Origin of the sequence: Dyadobacter sp. BE31 (assembly GCF_031457695.1) — a bacterium.
Taxonomy (GTDB): Bacteria; Bacteroidota; Bacteroidia; order Cytophagales; family Spirosomataceae; genus Dyadobacter.
Genome location: NZ_JAVDXA010000005.1, coordinates 359,599 through 379,549, shown reverse-complemented (window position 1 = coordinate 379,549; position 19,951 = coordinate 359,599). Strand labels below are relative to the sequence as shown.

The following is a 19,951-nucleotide window of genomic DNA, read 5'->3' as shown; positions in this document are numbered from 1 at the left end:
TTGATAATGCTAAAACTGGCTACCAGCCGTCGCGGCCACGCCTTCATATTTTAAATACTTCTTGCCATTCACAACCAGCCATACGATAAACTGCAAGCCGATTAACAGGATGGCGAATGTGAGATGAACAGGCTGGGCAAATGCGGGAACCCCGAAATATGCCATGATTACACCCGTTGCAATCTCCGCTATCAATATCCAGAAGCAGGCTTTGGCGATTTTACCCGCTACCGTTCCCTGGTTACCGGTTTTCAAGACTTTGTTGATCCAGATTGCATTCACAATAAAGACCAGAATTGAAAATGACCGGTGTATGTAAAAATTAGCGCCTAATTCATCTATCCATTGTGACCGGGCACCGTAACCGAGCCGCATGATCACTACATCCATTGCTTCCCGAACTTGCGTTCCGAGCAGGATCTGGAACAACGACAGCACCATTACCGCGATCCCAATTCTGCTGAGTACTTTCTCGCTGCCTTCACGCAGTGTAAGCACCTTCTCGACATAGCCGGCCCACGTAAAAACGTAAAGCACGATGAAAATGATCACTATGGCGAGCAGCATGTGTACTGTGACGATCAGCGGGTGCAACTCGAAAGAAACTACTTTCGCACCGAGCCAACCCTGGAAGCCGGTAAGCAAAAATGCAGTGAGGCTCCAAAAGAATACTTGCTTGTTTCCGGATTTAAGAAAAGGAATGGAGGCCAGCAGCATCAGGAAAATAATGACACCAGTGAGCGCTCCTACAAGCCTGTTTACGTACTCAGTCCAGGTTTTCGTCGCATTAAACTCGACTTCTCCTTTCAGCTTCGCACCGTAAATCTCCTTGTAATTGGCAGGAAGTTGTGATGCTTCGGTAGGAGGGACCCATCTGCCGAAGCATTTAGGCCAGTCGGGACAGCCCATTCCTGAGCCTGTGCTTCTCACCACGCCGCCTGCTATGACTACCAGGTACAGCGAAATGAGCGTATTTAAAGCGAATCGCCGGAACCGGCGATTCGCTTTAAGATCAATGATGTGTTTTGAACTGGTCATTGAAGTTTTGTGACTCAATCACCTTCTCGGTCGCGATCAGCTCATTTTCATGAGGGAAGTTCGATTCAGGTGTTTGAGAATACGGGATGTTCTGAGGGATGAAATCCTCTTTCGCACCCGGTTTGCTGTAATCATATGACCAACGATATACCGCAGGAATTTCCCCTTCCCAGTTTCCGTGACCCGGAATAATAGGTGCAGTCCATTCGAGCGTGTTTGAACGCCATGGGTTTTGCGGAGCTTTTCTTCCTTTGAAAATGCTGTAAAAGAAGTTCCAGAGGAAAATGAACTGTGCAAGGAACGTGAATATCGCTGCGATAGAGATAAACATGTTCATATCCATGAACTTATGTGTAAAGTCGTAGCTGGTGAACTGGTAGTAGCGACGAGGGAAGCCCGCGATACCTACGTAGTGCATTGGAATAAATACCAGGTAAATTCCGATGAAAGTCAACCAGAAGTGTGCCTGACCCAATGAAGTGTTCATCATGCGGCCGAACATCTTAGGGAACCAGTGGTAAACCCCGGCGAACAGACCGAAGGCCGACGCAGCACCCATTACCAAGTGGAAGTGAGCTACTACGAAGTAAGTATCGTGCAATTGAATATCCAATGCACTGTTACCCAGGATAATACCGGTAAGACCACCTGATACGAACAGGGAAACCAGACCGATTGAGAACAGCATACCCGGAGTGAACACGATGTTACCTTTCCAGAGTGTTGTGATGTAGTTAAAACCTTTCACCGCAGAAGGCACCGCGATAATCAGCGTCAGGAACATGAAGACCGATCCGAGGAATGGGTTCATACCTGTTACGAACATGTGGTGCGCCCATACGATAAATGCGAGGAATGCAATACCGAGCATGGAAGCGATCATTGCACGGTAACCGAAGATCGGCTTGCGTGAGTTCGTCGCGATTACTTCGGATGTGATACCCAAAGCTGGCAAGAGTACGATGTATACCTCAGGGTGACCGAGGAACCAGAACAAGTGCTGGAACAAGATCGGGCTACCACCCACGTTTGGCAGCGCTTCACCATTAATATAAATGTCAGAAAGATAGAAGCTGGTACCGAAGTGACGGTCGAAGATCAGCAGCAATACAGACGAAAGCAATACAGGGAAAGAAATCAGACCCAGCACCGCAGTGATCAGGAATGACCAGATCGTCAGAGGCAGGCGGTCGAAAGACATACCTCTTGTACGCAGGTTGATAACCGTAGTAATGTAGTTAATACCACCCAACAGCTGCGAAACGATAAAGAATGCCATACTAGCCAACCACAATGTCATACCCATGCCTGAGCCAGGGTGCGCCTGTGGCAATGCGCTCAATGGAGGGTAAATTACCCAACCGCCGGCAGCAGGTCCTTGTTGCAGGAACAAAGATGCGAACATGATCACGCTGGCCAGGAAGAAGAACCAGTAAGATAGCATGTTCATAAAGCCTGACGCCATATCACGTGCTCCGATCTGAAGCGGGATCAGGAAGTTACTGAAAGTACCGCTCAACCCTGCCGTCAATACAAAGAATACCATGATGGTACCGTGCATTGTAACCAAGGCCAGGTAGAAGTTTGGATCGAGCTTACCTGCGTCGCTGATCCAGCCACCAAGGACAGGCTTCAACCATGACAGGTTAGAATCGGGCAAACCGAGCTGGATACGGAAGATCACCGACATGGTAATCCCGATAACAGCCCACAAAATACCCGTGATCAGATACTGCTTGGCAATTACCTTGTGATCTTCACAAAATATATATTTCTGCCAAAAGCTTTGTGCTTCGTGGTGGTGGTCATGCTCGTCTGCGTGGTGGTGAGCTGTTTCCAATCCTTCAATAGCTGACATATACTTTTATTGTAATTTAATTAATAGAATTATCGTAGACTAGAACTTGCTCCGGCACCGCCAGCTGATGTTGCTGAGGTATCAGCCGCAGGGGTAGCTGCTTCGGCAGGCACATATTTCATCGCCTTTGCTTTCAGGTTCTCAGGAACTTTCGCAAGATACTCTGGGTAAGTCGACAGGAAAGTAGCCTGCTCTGAAACCCATTTTTTGTATGTAGCCTCGTCGTCTACGATCAATCTCATCTTCATTGAAAAGTGACCTTGTCCACATACCTCCGTACAAGCAATCTCGTAGTCAAATTTCGGGTTACCGGTCTCGGCGCGCATATCAGCGGTTGTCTTGTCCGGAACGAACCAGAATTTGGTCGGCATACCTGGAACAGCATCCATTTTCACACGCATGTGCGGAATGAACACGCTGTGCAATACGTCGCGGGCGCGGATTTTCAACAATACCGGACGGCCCACCGGAATGTGCATTTCAGAAGGGTTGGTAAAGTCGTCGAAGGAGTTTTCATCCGACAGGTCGATACCTACCTCGTTTTGAGCATCAATCAATTTATAATTGTAATCACCAAGCTTGTTATTATCCACACCGCCGTAACGAGCGATCCAGTTGAACTGCTTACCGGTGATCTCGATCACTTCCGCGTCGCGTGGCGCCTCCGCCGTGATATCCGACCATGCTTTCCAGCCTGTGAATACCAGCAATGCCATTACGATAGCAGGGATGATAGTCCAGATCAATTCCAGCTTGTGGTTCTCAGGATAGAATGTCGCTCTGTGTCCCTTTTTGTGTTGATATTTCCAAGCGAAGAAAAACACCAGGAAGTTTACAATAATGAAAGGAATGGTAAGGATTCCCATCGAGAACCAGAACAGGTCATCGGTTCTTCTACCGTGGATCGAAGATGCTTCGGGAAGGAAGAATTCACGTGCATGCAGGTATGACCAGGTAATGGAAACAGCGCCTCCAATCAGGATCACGATAAACATGGCACCATTGAATTTATTACCAGAAGTTTCAACCTCCTCTGAATCGGTTTTGTTGATACTCTTCAAAACACCCTGCAGCCTGGATATCACAACCCCGGTGAGGACAATAAATACAAGAGCAACTAATGCGATAATAATATACATGATGATTTACTGGTTTTGCAATTAGGCGATATCGTGATGCAGTGATTCCTCCAACATCGGGTGATTTCTCGGGATCAGATTTGCCTTGGTCAACTGGTTTGCGATTGAATATGCAAAGGCACAAAGGAAGATCAGGAAGAAGCCCCACTCCAAAGGTCCAAGCTCAGCGCTAGCACCTACCGTTCCCGGCATAACGTTCGTGTAGAAATCGAACCAGTGTCCGACGATTACACTCCAGCAAGCCACTTTCAGGATCGAATGTGTGAACTTCGCGTCGCGGGTCATCAATACGAGGAACGGGAAGAAGAAGTTCAGGAACAATGTAATGAAGAAAGGTGCCTTGAAGAACCCACCGTGTCCGCGGAAACGCTCGATGAAATAGATCGTTTCTTCCGGAAGGTTAGCATAGTAGATCAAAAGGAACTGTGCGAACCACACATATGTCCAGAAAATACTGAATGCAAATACAAACTTGCCAAGGTCGCGCAGGTGGCTTGAATTAACAGCTCTCAGGTAACCTCTTTCGCGGAGCATTACGATTGTCAGGGTGATTACCGCCAGACCAGCTACGTGCCAGCTAGCCAAAGTATACCAGCCGAACATGGTGCTGAACCAGTGTGTGTCGATTGACATCACGAAATCCCAGGCAGATGTAGAAGACGTAACACCGAATACCACGAGGAACGCAGTTCCGATGCGGATTGATTTTTCGTAGAACTCAGTCCCACCGATTTCGTCTTCCTGCAATGACAGGTTACGAATCACTTTCCACAGGTAGTACCAGATTGCAAAGTAGGCAACCAGACGCGCCAGGAAGAAAGGGGTATTCAAATATCCGCGCTTGCCAGCGATGATCTTGTCATATTCAGGACCGCCCACTTCGTAAAGTCCTTCATGCGTCCAGTGGAACAAGTCATGTCCGCCGAGGAGGAAAGTAACGATCAGCACTACGCCTGTTACTGGGAGGAATGCAGGCAGCGCCTCAGGTACTCTTTTGAATACTGCCGACCAGCCAGCTTGCGCCAGGTAGTTATAAGAAAGGAAGAACATCCCGATAACGGACATTCCGGTAAAATATACACCATTTACCCACAGGTTAGCCCAAATGCGAGCCACCCAGCTTTTCGCGTGGTGACCGCCTTCTGCTGCAGCGCCGTGAGCGTCCGCGCCGTGTGCCGCAGCCGCTGCTCCGTGCTCAGCTGCCGCGTGGCCTGCTGCCGCAGCATGTTCTGCTCCGTGCGCAGCCACTTCATGACCACCACCGCCATTGGCTGCGAGGTATGCTCCTAATAGTACAAGAGCCAGTCCTACACCGCCACCAATGAGCAAACTTCTCTTAGCTCCCGATGTAAATTCAAACCGTTCTTCAATAGAAGGAATCGAATGTCCTGATGCCATTATTTAAAATATTTCTCTGTTTTCAAAATTGTACTTAAGCCCCTTTCTGCAATTTCTGTACGTAGTGTACGATCTTCCAGCGTTCCTCAGGGTTGATCTGGGATCCGTGAGGCCACATGCGTGCTTTCCCGTGTGTGATCACGTGGAAAATATGTCCTTCATTCAGGTTTTTGTAAGCATCGCTCGCGTAGTTGGGAACACCTTTGTACATCGCTCCCACTTTTCCATCGCCGGCACCGGAAGCACCGTGGCAATGCTGGCAGTATCTGTCGTAAAGTACTTTTCCTTCTGCCAGCGTTTTCTCGTTCAGAGGAACCGGATTTTTAAGTACTCTTTCCGAAATCTCGATGCTGTCGGCAGGAATGTTGTAAACCATCAGGTCAACCACTGCCGAATCAGAAGATCCGAAGCTTGTGTGGTAGTTACGACGAGCCACAGTACCAGCCACCGGCAAACGCATGGTCAATCCCTGCGGGTTGATCGGGTTGGCCTTTTCCTGCTTATATGGTTCATAACCTACGGGCAGGTACATGTTTGGTGCATATTCCTTTCCGGGGTTGCTTGGATCCTTTTTACAACCAGCAGCGGCAGTAAGCAATACGGCAGCAACCAATAGAGATCTATATAAACTTTTCAATTTCATTGCTTTAAACGCCATTAGAATTGCTTAATGTTGACTTCTTCCGCTCCGCTGTCCTTCAATGCTCTTGCTATTTCTTCCTCGCTCATTGAGTTTCTGCTCATTTCGATCGCCATGATAAACTTGTTGTCGGTGGCGCGTACGTCAAACCGCGGGTGGAAATGCGTACCAGGTCCAAGTCCATTCGAAATCAAGAAGGTGATCACCATACCGAAGGCGGTGAAAAGTACCGTCCCTTCGAAAGTAATGGGGATATAGTTAGGAATCGAGATCGGATCTTTGCCACCGATGATCATCGGCCAGTCAAATCCCATTGTCCAGATCATCAGCGTCAGCACACAGCAGCATCCTGTCACTCCAAACATAAAGGCAGCGATACCGATACGTGTTCTTGGGTGACCCAGTGCTTCGTCCAGCCCGTGGATAGGGAATGGAGAGTATACTTCTTTGATTTTCACACCGGCTTTTCTCAGCTTGGGAACCGCGTGAAGAACAGTATCGTCATCGTCGTAAACTCCGACCAAATATTTACCAGATAATTCTGCCATACTATTACTTAATTATAATCTCTATAATTCGCTTTTACGCAATGCTTTTTATTCCTGATCCTTATTGTAAGCGGGCTCAGCAGCTCCGCGCTGTCTTACTTTCGCAACTCCGGCGATTTTAGCAGGTAACTGCGCAGATGTCGAACGCAATACCGCTTTTACTTCCGCCATGTTTACTACCGGCAGGTATTTCGAGAACAGAAGGAACAATGTGAAGAACAAACCGAAGGAGAAAATGTAGTCCCCGATGTCGTACCGTGTTGGCGAGAACATTGTCCAGCTCGAAGGAATATAGTCACGGTGCAGGGAGGTTACGATAATTACGAAACGCTCGAACCACATACCGATGTTTACGATCACAGAGATGAAAAATGTAAATGAGATGCTACGGCGCAGTTTTCTTGACCAGAAAAGCTGTGGAGAGATTACGTTACAAGTCATCATCGCCCAGTATGCCCACCAGTAAGGACCAGTCATACGGTTGAAGAATGCGTAGTATTCGTATTCAACACCACCGTACCATGCAATGAAGAACTCAGTAATGTAAGCCACACCTACTACCGAACCGGTAAGCGTGATTACCTTATTCATGGTCTCGATGTGTTCAAGGGTAATGTAGTCTTCCAATTTGTAAACTACACGTGTGATCAGCATCAGGTTTTGTACCATCGCGAATCCGGAGAAGATCGCACCCGCAACGAAGTACGGAGGGAAGATGGTTGTGTGCCATCCCGGGATTACCGAGGTAGCAAAGTCCATACTTACAATGGTGTGTACAGAAAGTACGAGTGGTGTAGAGAGACCCGCAAGGATCAAAGAAATGTATTCGTAACGTGCCCAGGTTTTTGCTGAACCATCCCAGCCCATTGCAAATGTTCCGTACATGAATTTCGAAACTTTGCTGGTAGCGCGGTCGCGGATGGTGGCAAGGTCAGGGATGAGACCGATGTACCAGAATACCAACGATACGGAGAAATAAGTACTGATCGCGAATACGTCCCAAACGAGCGGCGAGTTGAAGTTAACCCAAAGTGAACCGAATGCATTTGGCAATGGGAGCGCCCAGTAAGCCATCCAGGGACGACCCATGTGCATCAAAATAAAAGAAGCAGCACAAATAACGGCGAAGATCGTCATCGCTTCCGCTGCACGGTTGATGGAAGTTCTCCATTTCTGGCGGAAGAGCAAGAGGATCGCGGAGATCAGCGTTCCCGCGTGACCGATACCTACCCACCATACGAAGTTGGTGATGTCCCAGGCCCAACCTACTGTTTTATTCAAACCCCAAACTCCGAGGCCTTCCCACCAGGTCCAGGCTAGACACACAGATCCATACGCCAGAACGATGAGCGAAAGTCCGAAAGCAATCTTCCATTCTTTCGTTGGAGTTGCCTCCACGTGACGACATATGTCTTCCGTTACGTCCGCGTACGTTTTCCCACCTTGGATCAGCGGTTCTCTTACAGGTGAAGTAACATGCATACTACTATTTATTTATAATGATTGGATCGTCAATAATTCTAAACTCTGATATTAAGCGTGCTCTTTCTCAACCTTCTCAGCTTTGGCAGCTGCCGCGTCCTTGTTACGGACTTTGGTGAGGTAAGAGATTTGCGGACGAACGTTGATTTCTTCCAGCATGTGGAATGCACGTCCTTCTCTTTCGACTTCGAGCAATTTCGAAATGCGGCTTTCCGGATCGTTCATATCTCCAAAAGTAATCGCGTCGGTAGGGCATGAAGATGCACAAGCTACGTTTACTTCACCGTCAACAATGCGTCTTCTTTCTTTCTTCGCAGTAAGCTTAGCTTCCTGGATTCTGTGAACACACATCGAGCATTTCTCGATAACCCCTCTTGAACGTACAGTTACATCAGGGTTAATGACCATTTTACCAAGGTCATTGTTGAAATTGTAATCGAAGTTGTCGTTATCAAAATATTTGAACCAGTTGAAGCGACGTACTTTATATGGGCAGTTGTTTGCACAATATCTGGTACCTACGCAACGGTTGTAAGTCATTTGGTTCAAGCCCTCGGAGCTGTGGGTGGTAGCCAATACCGGACATACCGTCTCGCAAGGAGCATTGTTACAGTGCTGGCAAAGCATTGGCTGGAATGTAACTTCCGGGTTTTCAGAAGCGATTTCCAATCCGCGAAGATCTTCCACATCCGCATCGCTGCTGTAATAGCGGTCGATACGCAGCCAGTGCATTTCACGTGCATTGATGATCTCCTGACGGCCAACAACCGGAATGTTGTTCTCGTTCTGGCAGCTGATCACGCAAGATCCGCAACCGAAGCAGGTGTTCAGATCGATCACCATACCCCACGAGTGGTTTTTGTATTTGTGACCGTTCCACAACGATAGGTCAGTTGCATCAACTTCACCTTCCGAAGTCTGAATTTTCGGAACGAAACGTCCGGCCATCGGGTCTTTCTGGAAGTGAGCGAGTACAGTCTCTTGCAGAACCGACTTACGGTTCATTACTGTATTGTGCGTCTGAGTCTGAGCGATTTCGCGGGTTTCACCTGTTTTTGAAACAGTTACTTCGCCCGGAGTGAAGTTCAGGAAGCCGTCGGTGAATGTAGCAAACGGGAATACGTTTTTACCTACACCATTGGCAGATTTACCAGCTTTTTCACGACCGAAACCAATCGCAACGGCAACGGTTCCTTGTGCAAGACCTGGCTGAATGATCACCGGCAATTCAACTGATTTGCCTTTCAGATCTACCTTCACGACGTCACCTTGTGCGAGGCCAAGTTCCTTCGCAGTCTTTTGTGAAAGACCAGCGTGGTTATCCCAGCAAGCTTTTGTGATCGGATCAGGATTTTCCTGCAACCATGGGTTGTTCGCGGCAAAACCGGTACCCATGCCTACGTTTTCGAAAATCGCCAGCTCCAAGCCTGATGAAGACGCTTTGTATCTTTTTGCGATCGCAGCAGCAGCAGCAGGAAGATTTCCTGAGAATGCAGCACCAGCTCCCGTAGCAGCCGAGGCCACTTCGAACACACCGTCGTGCAATGACTTAATCCAGAATTTCTCAAAGTCGCCACCACCCGCCTGCGGGAAGATGTTCTTTCTCCAGTATGCTTTTACATACTCATGGTAGTCAGCCGAAGCTCCCGCCCATTTCAGAAGCGAAGATTGTGCCTGGCGAGTGCTGAAAATCAGGCTGATCGCTGGCTGCATCAAGCTGTATGATCCTGCAACAGGCTCTGCATCACCCCATGATTCGAGGTAGTGCGGTGCAGGAAGGATGTATTTCAAAAGTGAAGACGTTTCATCAGCGCGGTCGTTGAATGACACGCTCAATGAAACCTGTGGCAATGCCGATGCCAGTTCAGCACCACGTGGGTGATCGTAAACCGGGTTAGCACCCCACAAAATCAATGCAGATACTTTGCCGCCTTTGATCTCGTCGATCAGTTGGTTGGTAGCAATATCGTTACCCTGGCGGTAGTTTGCAGGTTTGTCAAGGTTAATGGTAGAACCGTAGCTTCCGAGCAGGCTGTTCAGCGCGTTCACTACCACTTGTACCGAAGGATCGTTGATACCCGATACAACCAATGCCTGTCCTTTCGCCGCAACGAGGTCCGCAGCAGCTTTGTCCAGGTTATCGATAGTCAATGCAGGTGTTGCAACAGCAGCACCGCCCAATTTCGCCGCTACTTTATTATATAGTGCAGCTGCAACCAGACCGATCTGCGAAGGTTTCACAGAAGTACGGTAATCCGCATTGGCGCCAGTTAGTGAAAGCGTCGATTCGAATTGGTACAAACGGGACATTTCCTTCTTACCTTCTTTCTCGCTGCTCACGCGACGAGTGTCTGCGAATTGCTTAGAGAAGGTATCAGGAGCAAGCCATGTTCCGAGGAAATCGCCGTCGATGCCTACGATTACTTTCGCTTTGCTGAAATCGTAAGAAGGGATAACGGCTTTACCGAATGACAACTCATTGCCTTTTACAATCGCGTAAGAAGAGTTGGCATCGTAAACCACGTGAGTAGTGGTTGGATATTTTGCGGTGAAGTCTGCGATTACCGCCTTGGTCGACGGGCTCAATACAGTGGAAGTAAGGATGCGGATCGCTCCGCCTTTTACTGCGATTTGTCCAAGCTGATCAGCGATCTCCTTGTCGACAGTTTCCCAGCTTACTTTGGTATCTTCTCCTTTTTTAGGACCTTTCAGTTTCTCATTGTCGTAAAGGCCGAGCAATGAAGCGTGTGCGCGTGAGCTCACACCCCAGGAAACTTTTGAAAGGGAATTGCTTTCTATTTTGATAGGTCGGCCCTCACGGGTTTTGACCAGGATACTCGCGTAATCTCCACCTTCTGCGTAAGTGGATGCATACCAGTTAGAGATAGTAGGGAATTCGCCTTCGGGCTTGTTTACGTAGGGGATGGCCTTCTTAACCGGTGTTTCGCAAGCTGCGAGAGATACGGCTGCCATTCCAAAACCCAGTACTTTAAGGAAATCACGACGGTGGGTTCCTACGCCATCCACCAGGCTTTCATACTGACTTTCGGTCGGTGCGCTTGGGAACTCAGAACTTGCATCTTTGACAAACTTTTCGTCATTCCTCAGCTCTTCAAGTCCCCGCCAGTATCTTTTATTAGTATTTTCCATAAAACTATTCAATACAATGAGTTGTATCCGGTATTAATTTCTTGATTAGTAGTGGCACTTAGAACATTCCAGACCACCAATATCCGCTACTTTCAAAGCCTCTTTGCTTTCAGAAGCGTGCAACTGTACCAGCTTGTCGTAGTACTGATTGTCCTTAGTATTTACCTCAGTTTTACGGTGACAATCAATACACCATCCCATCGTCAGTGACGAACGTTGCTGTATTACTTCCATTTTCTCCACTTCGCCGTGGCAGTTCTGGCATTCCAGGCCACCCACGTTCACGTGCTGGGCGTGGTTGAAGTAAGCCAGGTCAGGCAAGTTGTGAACGCGCACCCATTCGATAGGCTGATTGTTCTCGATAGAAGTATAAATCTTTTGAATTTCAGGAGATTCCTTTTTGATAACACCGTGGCAGTTCATACAGATGTTAGCAGAAGGTATGTGTGCCGATTTACCGCGGTTAACGCCGGTGTGGCAGTAGTTACAGTCGATTTTGTATTCGCCTGCATGCAGTTTGTGAGAGAATGAAATAGGCTGCTTAGGAGCGTATCCTTGCTGAACCCCTACATTAAACGCACCGTCCAAAGTAGATTTCAAAACGAGCAAAACGAAAATCCAGAGTGTCGCAGAACGAATGGCAGGATCAACAGTGATTCTTTTCAGCAATCCACCGAAACCTTCACCGGCAGCAGCCTCAGTTTCAGCGCCGCCACCTTTAACCGCTTTCGATAGAAGCGATACGATCACGAGCAGAACGCCGAGTACCAGTACCATTACAACTACCAATGCAACCAGTACGATCACGAACAGATCGGAAGGCGCACCGCCTTTGGCATCGCCGGCAGCAGCACCACCAGCAGGAGCAGCACCGGCCGCCGCAGCAGCAGGAGCAGCAGACGCCTGGTCTACATAAGCGAAGATCGCTTTGATGTCATCATCCGAAAGGTTCGGGAAGCTCGTCATCTGAGCTTTCGAATACTCGTTGTAAATCTTGACAGCGTAAGCATCGCCGGAAGCGATCATCGCCGAAGAGTTACGTACCCATTTGGTAAGCCATGCAAAATCGTGGCGGGAGCTTGCCCCTTTCAAACCTGGACCCACTACACGTTCGTCTGTCGGAGCGTGGCACTGGGCGCAGTTGTTTTTGAAGATCGACTCACCTTTTGCAGCGTCGCCACCACCAGCGGGTGCAGCAGCAGCGGTAGCGGTGCTATCCTGGGCTGACACTAAAGTGGGTACGCTTAATAAGATAGCTAAGAGGATAGCTACAAAGGTTTTTGAGTAATTAAAGAAGGAACAAAACTTAGCGTCCATTCGGAATGGTATATTCATAATCAACTATTCATTATTCTTCAACAGACAAAACTAGCTTACGATTTTTTATCCACAAAAGTATTTCAGGGATATTTTACCCCACCTTCTTATTTATAATTTGTCTAATTTGCTAGACTAAATTAACAACAGTTACAAAATTCATAGGGCCTGATTTTCAGCCAACTAGCAAAAAAAATACCATTTGGAGCTCGTTTAAAAAGCGGTATCCAAATGGTATTTTTCAGGCATTTAATTGTGTCCAAAATCTGGGGAAAATGACCACAATTCAAGGGGAGGTTCCGAGCGGATTCGAACCGCTGTACGAGGTTTTGCAGACCTCTGCCTAGCCACTCGGCCACGGAACCATTTTTTAAAATCAGCTGCCTGCACGAGGCTGGCAGCTGATTCCGGGTGCAAAAGTATTAAAAAATTCTTCTACACCATATTTTATTTTACTTTTTTCCTTTCTTTTCGCTCTCTTCCAGCTGCTCTTTCAAAGCAGACAGAACGCTAAGGTCTCCGAAAGTAGATTTTTCTACTTCTTTGTTCACTGATTCAGCAGCAGGAGCTTTGGCAGCTTTTGCTTCTTTCTTTTCTTCAGCAGGAACACCTTTTACTTTAGAGTGAGTCAGAACGATCTTCTTCTCGTCTTTCAGGAATTCAAGAACAGTGAAGTCAAGGCTCTCACCTACCTCAGCAAATGTTCCATCTTCTTTCGCAAGGTTTTTGATAGAAGCAACACCTTCGATTCCGTAAGGAAGTTCGAGTGTAGCGAATTTATCACCCTTAGCAACGATAGTCGATTTGTGTACTGAACCTACTTCGAAAATGCTTTCGAAAGTATCCCATGGGTTTTCTTCAAGCTGCTTGTGACCCAGAGCCAGACGACGGTTTTCCGCGTCCAGTTCAAGTACAACTACTTCCAGCTCGTCGTTTACTTTCACGAAGTCGGAAGGATGCTTGATTTTCTTAGTCCATGAAAGGTCAGAAACGTGTACCAGACCGTCGATACCTTCTTCCAATTCAATGAAGAGACCGAAGTTGGTCAGGTTACGAACAACACCTTTGTGACGGGTACCGATCGCATATTTCTCTTTCAATGAACCTTGAGTCCAAGGATCTTCGGTAAGTTGTTTGATACCCAGAGACATTTTGCGCTCCTGACGGTCAAGCGTCAATACAACCGCGCTGATCTCGTCGTTCACATTCATGAACTCCTGTGGATTGCGCAGGTGCTGAGACCATGACATTTCAGAAACGTGGATCAGACCTTCAACACCTGGTTTGATTTCAAGGAAAGCGCCGTAGTCAGCAACGTTCACGATGCGACCTGTAACTTTCGATCCAACCTGGATTGACTCGTCCAGAGAATCCCATGGGTGAGACTGAAGTTGTTTCAGACCCAAAGAAATGCGTTTTTTCTCTTCGTCGAAGTCGAGAACAACCACGTTCAGTTTCTGATCCAGTGAAAGGAGGTCAGATGGGTGGTTGATACGGCCCCAAGAGATATCAGTAATGTGCAACAGACCGTCAACACCACCCAAGTCGATGAACACACCGAAGTTGGTCATGTTTTTGATCACGCCTTCCAGTACCTGACCTTTTTCAAGGTTGTTCAGGATTTGCTGACGTTGTGCTTCGAGGTCTTTCTCGATCAGGATTTTGTGAGATACTACTACGTTATCGTTAGCGTAGTTGATTTTCACAACTTTTACTTCCATGCGCTTTCCAACGAATACGTCGAAGTCGCGGATTGGTTTCACATCGATTTGTGAACCTGGCAAGAAGGCTTCAATGCCGAAAATATCAACGATAAGACCACCTTTGGTTCTTCTCTTAACATTTGCATCGATAACAACATCCTCGTCGAATGATTTCTGGATGTTATCCCATGCAGTGATAACTTTCGCTTTTTTGCGTGAAAGTACCAGCTGACCTTGTGCGTCTTCCTGGTTCTCTACGTAAACTTCCACTTCGTCGCCGATTTTCAAACCTGGCAGGTCGCGGAATTCATTGGATGAAACGATACCATCAGATTTGAATCCGATGTTTAGGATCACCTCACGGTCTGTAATACCTACTACAACACCTTTAACTACTTCTTTTTCCGAAACCGGAGAAAGGGTAGTCTCATACATTTGTTCCAGACGGCTACGGTCAGCTGATGAATAAGCGGTTCCGAAACCTTTGTCTGATGCTTTATCCCAATCGAATTCGGGAAGCGGTTGATTTTGTTTTTCCTTAGACATAAATAGGAATAATGGCCCTTGAATACATCAGCCGCCAGGCTAATCGGCTGAAAATTAGTTCAACAAGTATTTTTGAAAAATCAGGACGCAAAATTACACAATCCCAGCGAGAATCCGAAGGGTTGGCAAATTTAATTTGGCAGAAAGGAGATGGGCGCCATTCGGGCGCGAAAAAGTCAGGTTGTGGTCAGGAAGTAGTCAGGTAATCGTCAGGTTTTCAGGAGGCATAATTTGAACAAAACAACAAATAACCTCTCCTGACAATGCATGACAATAAGCGAAGAAGATGCCGATCAGCAAGACCGTTCCTTTGATCCAAGATAAGGCAGCCATTCATCATCGGCCATGCCTGAGAAATCACGAATGAACATTAAAAAAGAAGGCCGGAACGGTCGCTGCTTTAACGGCATGTCAACCTCTTCCGGCGTATGGTCTCCTTTGCGGGAGTTGCATCTTTTACATGCGGTGGCCAAATTATCCCAGGTGGTTTTCCCTCCCCTACTTTTCGGCATCACATGGTCCAGGGTCAGATTATCGTGGGTTCCGCAATACTGGCACCTGTTGCCGTCCCGCTTGAAGAGGTTTTGCCTGGTCATGACTACGCCCCTGTACGGTATGTGTATGTAACGATGGAGACGTATCACGACGGGCATGGGATACCTGTCGTTGACAGTCCTGAGATGCTCCTGTTGAGACTCTGCGAGCATTTCCGCTTTTTTCATATAAACCAGCAGAAATGCCTTCGGAACTGTGCAAACACTTAGTGCGCTATAATCTTGATTCAGAACCAGTACTTTACCCATGAGCCCTGTGGTAGTTAATTCCCACAATATAAGAATATTTCACCAGAAAAAACGCTCCGGTATTTTCAAATATTGTTGAAGAAATTTAACAGAAAGTCCCGAGGATCACTGGATTAGCACATTTTGCATGTCAAAGCTGCTGGCTAGTCAGTAACCCGCCCTGTCGTTCTCACGCTTCACGTCCCGTTCTTTTATACTATCGCGCTTGTCGTAAAGCTTTTTACCTTTGGCCAATGCAATGTGCAGCTTCGCTAACCCACGATCGCTGGTAAATAACCGGACAGGTATAATCGTAAGGCCCACATCCTTCAAGCCTTCTATTAACTTTTTACGTTCGCGCTTGGTAATCAGCAGTTTGCGGTCTCGCATGGGCTCGTGGTTGTAATGCGTACCTTCCGTATAAGGCGAAATGTGGAGGCTGCGGATAAAGAGCTCCCCATCCATAAAGAGGCAGTAAGCGTCCTGAAAATTGACCTTACCCTGCCTGATCGACTTGATTTCGGTGCCCGTTAGCACCATACCGGTCGTGAACTCTTCCAGAAAGAAGTACTCGAATGAAGCCCGCCTGTTCCTTATATCTACTTTTTTAACTATTTTTTCCGACATATCGATTCCCAAAATTTTACGAAGGGGCTCAAAATTAAGTTTTTGTTAAAACTATACCAATGAAACCTATTAGCCATTTCCTGACACTTGCACTACTCGCAAATGCATTTGCCTCCGCCGCAAGCGCCGCTATGCCGCCATCCGACGAAACCGACGCCCGGCAGGTCGTGGATAAGCTGTTCACGGGGATGCGCACCGGCGACTCCACGGCCGTCAGAAGCGTATTTACCAAAACAGCCGCATTGACTTCCATTTCCAAAAACGCCGCCGATTCGGTGATCACTCACAAGGGTAGCGTCGATGGCTTCGTAAAGGCTGTTGGCACTCCACACAAGGAACAATGGGACGAGCGCATTTACGACGTCAAGGTTTCCATCGACGGGCCAATGGCCGTTGTTTGGGCGCCCTACAAGTTTTACCTCGGCGACAAATTCTCGCATTGCGGCGTCAACGTTTTCAATCTGATCAAAACCAACACCGGTTGGAAGATCAACGACATTACCGACACGCGGCGCAAAGACGCTTGCCCCTGATCCGCACATTCCGCATTCAAATGCAAATGGCATTTACCTAAATACAAAGCGGCCCGCCAGATAACCTGACGGGCCGCTTTGCTAAATGTTATTGCCTATTTGAGCATATTCAGCAGGCTTGTCAATTTATCCTTCAAATCCTTGCGATCGACGATGAAATCGAGGAAACCGTGTTCCAGAACGAATTCCGCGCTTTGGAAGCCTTTCGGCAGGTCTTTACCGATCGTCTCCCGGATTACACGCGGACCGGCAAAACCGATCAATGCTTCGGGCTCCGAAATATTAAAGTCTCCCAGCATCGCATAAGACGCTGTTACACCGCCGGTTGTAGGATCGGTTAGCAGAGAAATATAGGGTACTTTGGCCTCCGACAATTGCGCCAGGCGTGCCGAGGTCTTAGCCATCTGCATCAGTGAAAACCCTGCCTCCATCATCCGGGCTCCTCCGGACTTCGAAATCATCAGGAAAGGGATCTTCTTTTCGAGCGAATAGGAAATCGCGCGGGCAATTTTTTCTCCCACAACCGACCCCATCGATCCGCCGATGAAACTGAAATCCATACAAGCGATCACGAGGTCCAGGCCATTCATTTTACCATGTCCTGTGCGAACCGCATCCTTCAACCCGGTTTTCTTCATGGTCGACTTAATCCGGTCGGGATAAGCTTTGGTATCCACAAAACCCAGCGGGTCACCGGAGATCAGGTTAGCGTCGAGCTCGATGAACTCGTTGTCGTCGAAAAGCAAATTGAAATATACATCCGAACCCACCTTCTCGTGGTAGTTACAATGCGGGCAGGTAAAAGCATTCTGCTTATGTTCCCTGGTAGGAGTGATTTTTTTGCAATTAGGACATTGATACCACAAACCGTCCGGCGCTTCGCGCTTCATTTCAGTTGGTGTATTGATACCTTTTTCTTTGCGAATAAACCAGGACATATTTTATGTGGGTTGATTTATGTATAACAATCTGAAAGCCAGATAATTACTTAAATTTCATGATGAATAACGGGCTCAAATATAACAATAATTGTTGTGTATCATGAAAACCACCATGGTAAGGTGTCGGTTTGACGGTTAGATTTGCTGCCAGTAACGGCGTCGCTAGAACAATTTCAAACATAATTTGTTACTAGTGACAAGAACATTAACCGGCACATGACTGCATCTACATCGCCTATTGTGATCATCGTTGGTACCAACCGGCCCAACTCGATGTCCAGGAAAATAGCGGAATATTATCAGGGAATTCTACAACAGTTGCACGCACCGAGCATTATCCTTGATCTGGTGAACCTACCCGATGATTTTACGGTATCCGCATTATATGCCAATACCGGCAAGAACGAATCATTCAACAACCTGAAATCATTACTGGAACAGACCGACAAATTCGTTTTCATCGTGCCTGAGTACAATGGCTCCTACCCGGGTGTGCTCAAAGCGTTTATTGACGGTCTTCCTTATCCTAACAGTTTTTCCAACAAAAAAGCCGCATTGGTAGGATTGTCGTCCAACATGCAAGGCGCGGCCATTGCATTAAGCCACCTGAACGACGTTTTCAGTTACCTGGGCATGAACACGCTCGCGCTACGTGTGAAGCTCGCGCAGATCCGCTCGCATTACAACGAAAATGTGATGTCAAACGCATTATATAAAGAACTGCTCGAAATACAGGCAGGACAGATCATCCACTTTTAGGACATTTAAATGCATTAAAAAAGGGAGCTCATCGCTCCCTTTTTGCTATTTCAGCCAGTGCTGTTCCATTTCATGTGCCGGAATCGTAGGTCGCTTCCAGAGTTCCACCCTGCTGCGACGATACGCCGGGCCTTCCAGATCGGCATATTTCACCAGCCCATCCCGGAACGACTTCACCATCATTTCCATTTTTAGGGCATCTTCGTCGGTCCAGTCGTTCGCCGGTTCAATTTCCGTCAGCGAAATGTTGATCGGATCAAAGCCATGCGTTACTCTTTCATCTTCCAGAACGAGGTCGATCGAGCTGGTTGGTGTATTTTCTTCCAGTTCACCTGTCAATACCAATTCCTCTTCTTCAACTACAACGGGAGGAAGCTCTTCTTTGGGCTCTTCCACAACTACGGGAGTCGGTTCGGGCTGCCCTTTCACTCCTTTGAGCTGAATACCGGGGATCGGCGATTCGATGCTGTCGAAACCCGCCGCCACGACGGTAACCCGGAGCTTATCGCCCAGCGAATCGTCGGTGATCGTCCCCAGTTTGAACATACGTGCTTCGCCACCCACTTGTGAGAGCACATATTGCCAGATTTCGCGCTGCTCTCGCATGGTAGCCTCCTTTTTCTTGCTGGTAGCAAGCGTTACGAGGATCCTTTTTGCGCCACGAATGTCGCGGTCGTTCAGAAGCGGTGAGTCCAGTGCTTCTTTGATGGCATTCTGCGCACGGTCGGCACCGGTGGATTCCGAAGTCCCCATAACCGACTGACCGGCACTTTTCAACACTTTCTCCACATCTTTGAAGTCGGTGTTGATATTACCATTCGTGGTAATGATCTCGGAAATACTTTTCACGGCATTGAGCAAGATCCCGTCCGCTTCTGCAAACGCCTGCGTCAATGTCATGTCCTCGTACAATTCTTCGAGCTTGTCGTTGAGCACCACGAGGACCGTGTCGCTATATTCTTTCAGCTGCTCGATACCTTCGAGCGCTTGCTCTTTCTTATCAAGTCCCTCCCAGGTATAAGGAGCGGTCACTACGGCCACCGTCAGTTTGCCCATTTCCTTGGCCAATTGAGCAATCACCGGTGCTGCACCCGTTCCCGTTCCACCACCCATACCGGCGGTGATAAATACCATCTGTGTAGAACCTCCCAGGAGGCCTTTGATCTCCTCGATGGTCTCCAAAGCCGCTTCCTTGCCTTTCGTGGCGTCGGTACCGGCTCCCAGGCCTTGTGTCAAAGTCGCACCCAACTGGATTTTGACAGGTACCGGGCTATTAGCCAGCGCTTGCCTGTCAGTATTACAAACCGCAAATTCTACATCCTTGATTTTTTTCTCAAACATGTAGTTCACAGCATTGCTACCACCCCCACCAACACCAATCACCTTGATGATAGCCGGTTCACCGTGGCCTTCTCCGTTTGGGTCTTTGATGATTTCGTTCACTATATAGTCCTGGTCTAATGCGTGCAACAAGCTATTGTTCATATTCT

At 47.8% G+C, this 19,951-nt stretch carries 16 protein-coding genes and 1 tRNA gene; 2 read left to right on the top strand and 15 right to left on the bottom strand.

The genetic code is table 11. The features are described 5' to 3' along the window. Window positions 1-9: 9 nt before the first annotated feature. The 13 genes from J2Y43_RS24870 to smpB all read right to left on the bottom strand — a co-directional run bounded on the left by J2Y43_RS24870 (window position 10) and on the right by smpB (window position 16,228). Window positions 10-1,038 (bottom strand): COX15/CtaA family protein, encoded by a 1,029-nt coding sequence (locus J2Y43_RS24870; RefSeq protein ID WP_309988169.1) that lies wholly within the window; start codon window positions 1,036-1,038, stop codon window positions 10-12. Further along, a complete protein-coding gene (locus tag J2Y43_RS24865; RefSeq protein WP_309988170.1) occupies window positions 1,013-2,896 on the bottom strand; it encodes a cbb3-type cytochrome c oxidase subunit I in 1,884 nt (627 codons plus the stop codon). The genes J2Y43_RS24870 and J2Y43_RS24865 overlap by 26 nt, the downstream gene beginning before the upstream one ends. Before the next feature lie 29 nt (window positions 2,897-2,925). After that, window positions 2,926-4,035, bottom strand: coding sequence for a cytochrome c oxidase subunit II (locus J2Y43_RS24860; protein ID WP_309988171.1), 1,110 nt, complete (start codon window positions 4,033-4,035; stop codon window positions 2,926-2,928). Between the two features lie 21 nt (window positions 4,036-4,056). Continuing rightward, the gene (locus J2Y43_RS24855) at window positions 4,057-5,433 is read right to left on the bottom strand and encodes a quinol:cytochrome C oxidoreductase (RefSeq protein WP_309988172.1); all 1,377 of its coding nucleotides are present in this window, start codon (window positions 5,431-5,433) and stop codon (window positions 4,057-4,059) included. Between the two features lie 34 nt (window positions 5,434-5,467). Then, window positions 5,468-6,091: a cytochrome c gene (locus J2Y43_RS24850; protein ID WP_309988173.1), complete on the bottom strand. Its 624-nt coding sequence runs from the start codon at window positions 6,089-6,091 to the stop codon at window positions 5,468-5,470. After that, complete coding sequence (locus J2Y43_RS24845; RefSeq protein WP_309988175.1) at window positions 6,091-6,621, bottom strand: DUF3341 domain-containing protein; 531 nt, start codon at window positions 6,619-6,621, stop codon at window positions 6,091-6,093. The genes J2Y43_RS24850 and J2Y43_RS24845 overlap by 1 nt, the downstream gene beginning before the upstream one ends. 48 nt (window positions 6,622-6,669) lie before the next feature. Continuing rightward, window positions 6,670-8,103, bottom strand: coding sequence for an NrfD/PsrC family molybdoenzyme membrane anchor subunit (gene nrfD, locus J2Y43_RS24840; protein WP_309988177.1), 1,434 nt, complete (start codon window positions 8,101-8,103; stop codon window positions 6,670-6,672). Window positions 8,104-8,154: 51 nt separating this feature from the next. Then, the gene (locus J2Y43_RS24835) at window positions 8,155-11,253 is read right to left on the bottom strand and encodes a TAT-variant-translocated molybdopterin oxidoreductase (RefSeq protein WP_309988178.1); all 3,099 of its coding nucleotides are present in this window, start codon (window positions 11,251-11,253) and stop codon (window positions 8,155-8,157) included. 45 nt (window positions 11,254-11,298) lie between these two features. Further along, on the bottom strand, window positions 11,299-12,570 hold the full coding sequence (locus J2Y43_RS24830) for a c-type cytochrome (protein ID WP_309988957.1): 1,272 nt from the start codon (window positions 12,568-12,570) through the stop codon (window positions 11,299-11,301). A 294-nt stretch (window positions 12,571-12,864) separates the two neighbouring features. Further along, a tRNA-Cys gene (locus tag J2Y43_RS24825) sits at window positions 12,865-12,935 on the bottom strand. A gap of 87 nt (window positions 12,936-13,022) precedes the next feature. Further along, a complete protein-coding gene (gene rpsA / locus J2Y43_RS24820; RefSeq protein ID WP_291200783.1) occupies window positions 13,023-14,819 on the bottom strand; it encodes a 30S ribosomal protein S1 in 1,797 nt (598 codons plus the stop codon). Window positions 14,820-15,112: 293 nt separating this feature from the next. Further along, a complete protein-coding gene (locus tag J2Y43_RS24815) occupies window positions 15,113-15,622 on the bottom strand; it encodes an HNH endonuclease (protein ID WP_223400692.1) in 510 nt (169 codons plus the stop codon). Between the two features lie 147 nt (window positions 15,623-15,769). Beyond that, window positions 15,770-16,228: an SsrA-binding protein SmpB gene (smpB, locus tag J2Y43_RS24810; RefSeq protein ID WP_291200789.1), complete on the bottom strand. Its 459-nt coding sequence runs from the start codon at window positions 16,226-16,228 to the stop codon at window positions 15,770-15,772. 59 nt (window positions 16,229-16,287) lie between these two features. Between smpB and J2Y43_RS24805 the strand changes: the two genes are divergently transcribed. Then, window positions 16,288-16,761: a nuclear transport factor 2 family protein gene (locus tag J2Y43_RS24805; RefSeq protein ID WP_309988181.1), complete on the top strand. Its 474-nt coding sequence runs from the start codon at window positions 16,288-16,290 to the stop codon at window positions 16,759-16,761. A 95-nt stretch (window positions 16,762-16,856) separates the two neighbouring features. Here the strand turns inward: J2Y43_RS24805 and accD are convergent, their stop codons facing one another. Beyond that, window positions 16,857-17,699, bottom strand: a complete 843-nt coding sequence (gene accD, locus J2Y43_RS24800; protein WP_223400695.1) for an acetyl-CoA carboxylase, carboxyltransferase subunit beta — start codon at window positions 17,697-17,699, stop codon at window positions 16,857-16,859. Between the two features lie 219 nt (window positions 17,700-17,918). Here accD and J2Y43_RS24795 point away from each other — a divergent pair, with 219 nt between their 5' ends. Next, window positions 17,919-18,461 (top strand): NAD(P)H-dependent oxidoreductase, encoded by a 543-nt coding sequence (locus J2Y43_RS24795; RefSeq protein WP_309988182.1) that lies wholly within the window; start codon window positions 17,919-17,921, stop codon window positions 18,459-18,461. Window positions 18,462-18,506: 45 nt separating this feature from the next. Here the strand turns inward: J2Y43_RS24795 and ftsZ are convergent, their stop codons facing one another. Then, window positions 18,507-19,946, bottom strand: a complete 1,440-nt coding sequence (ftsZ, locus tag J2Y43_RS24790) for a cell division protein FtsZ (RefSeq protein ID WP_309988183.1) — start codon at window positions 19,944-19,946, stop codon at window positions 18,507-18,509. Window positions 19,947-19,951: the final 5 nt, after the last annotated feature.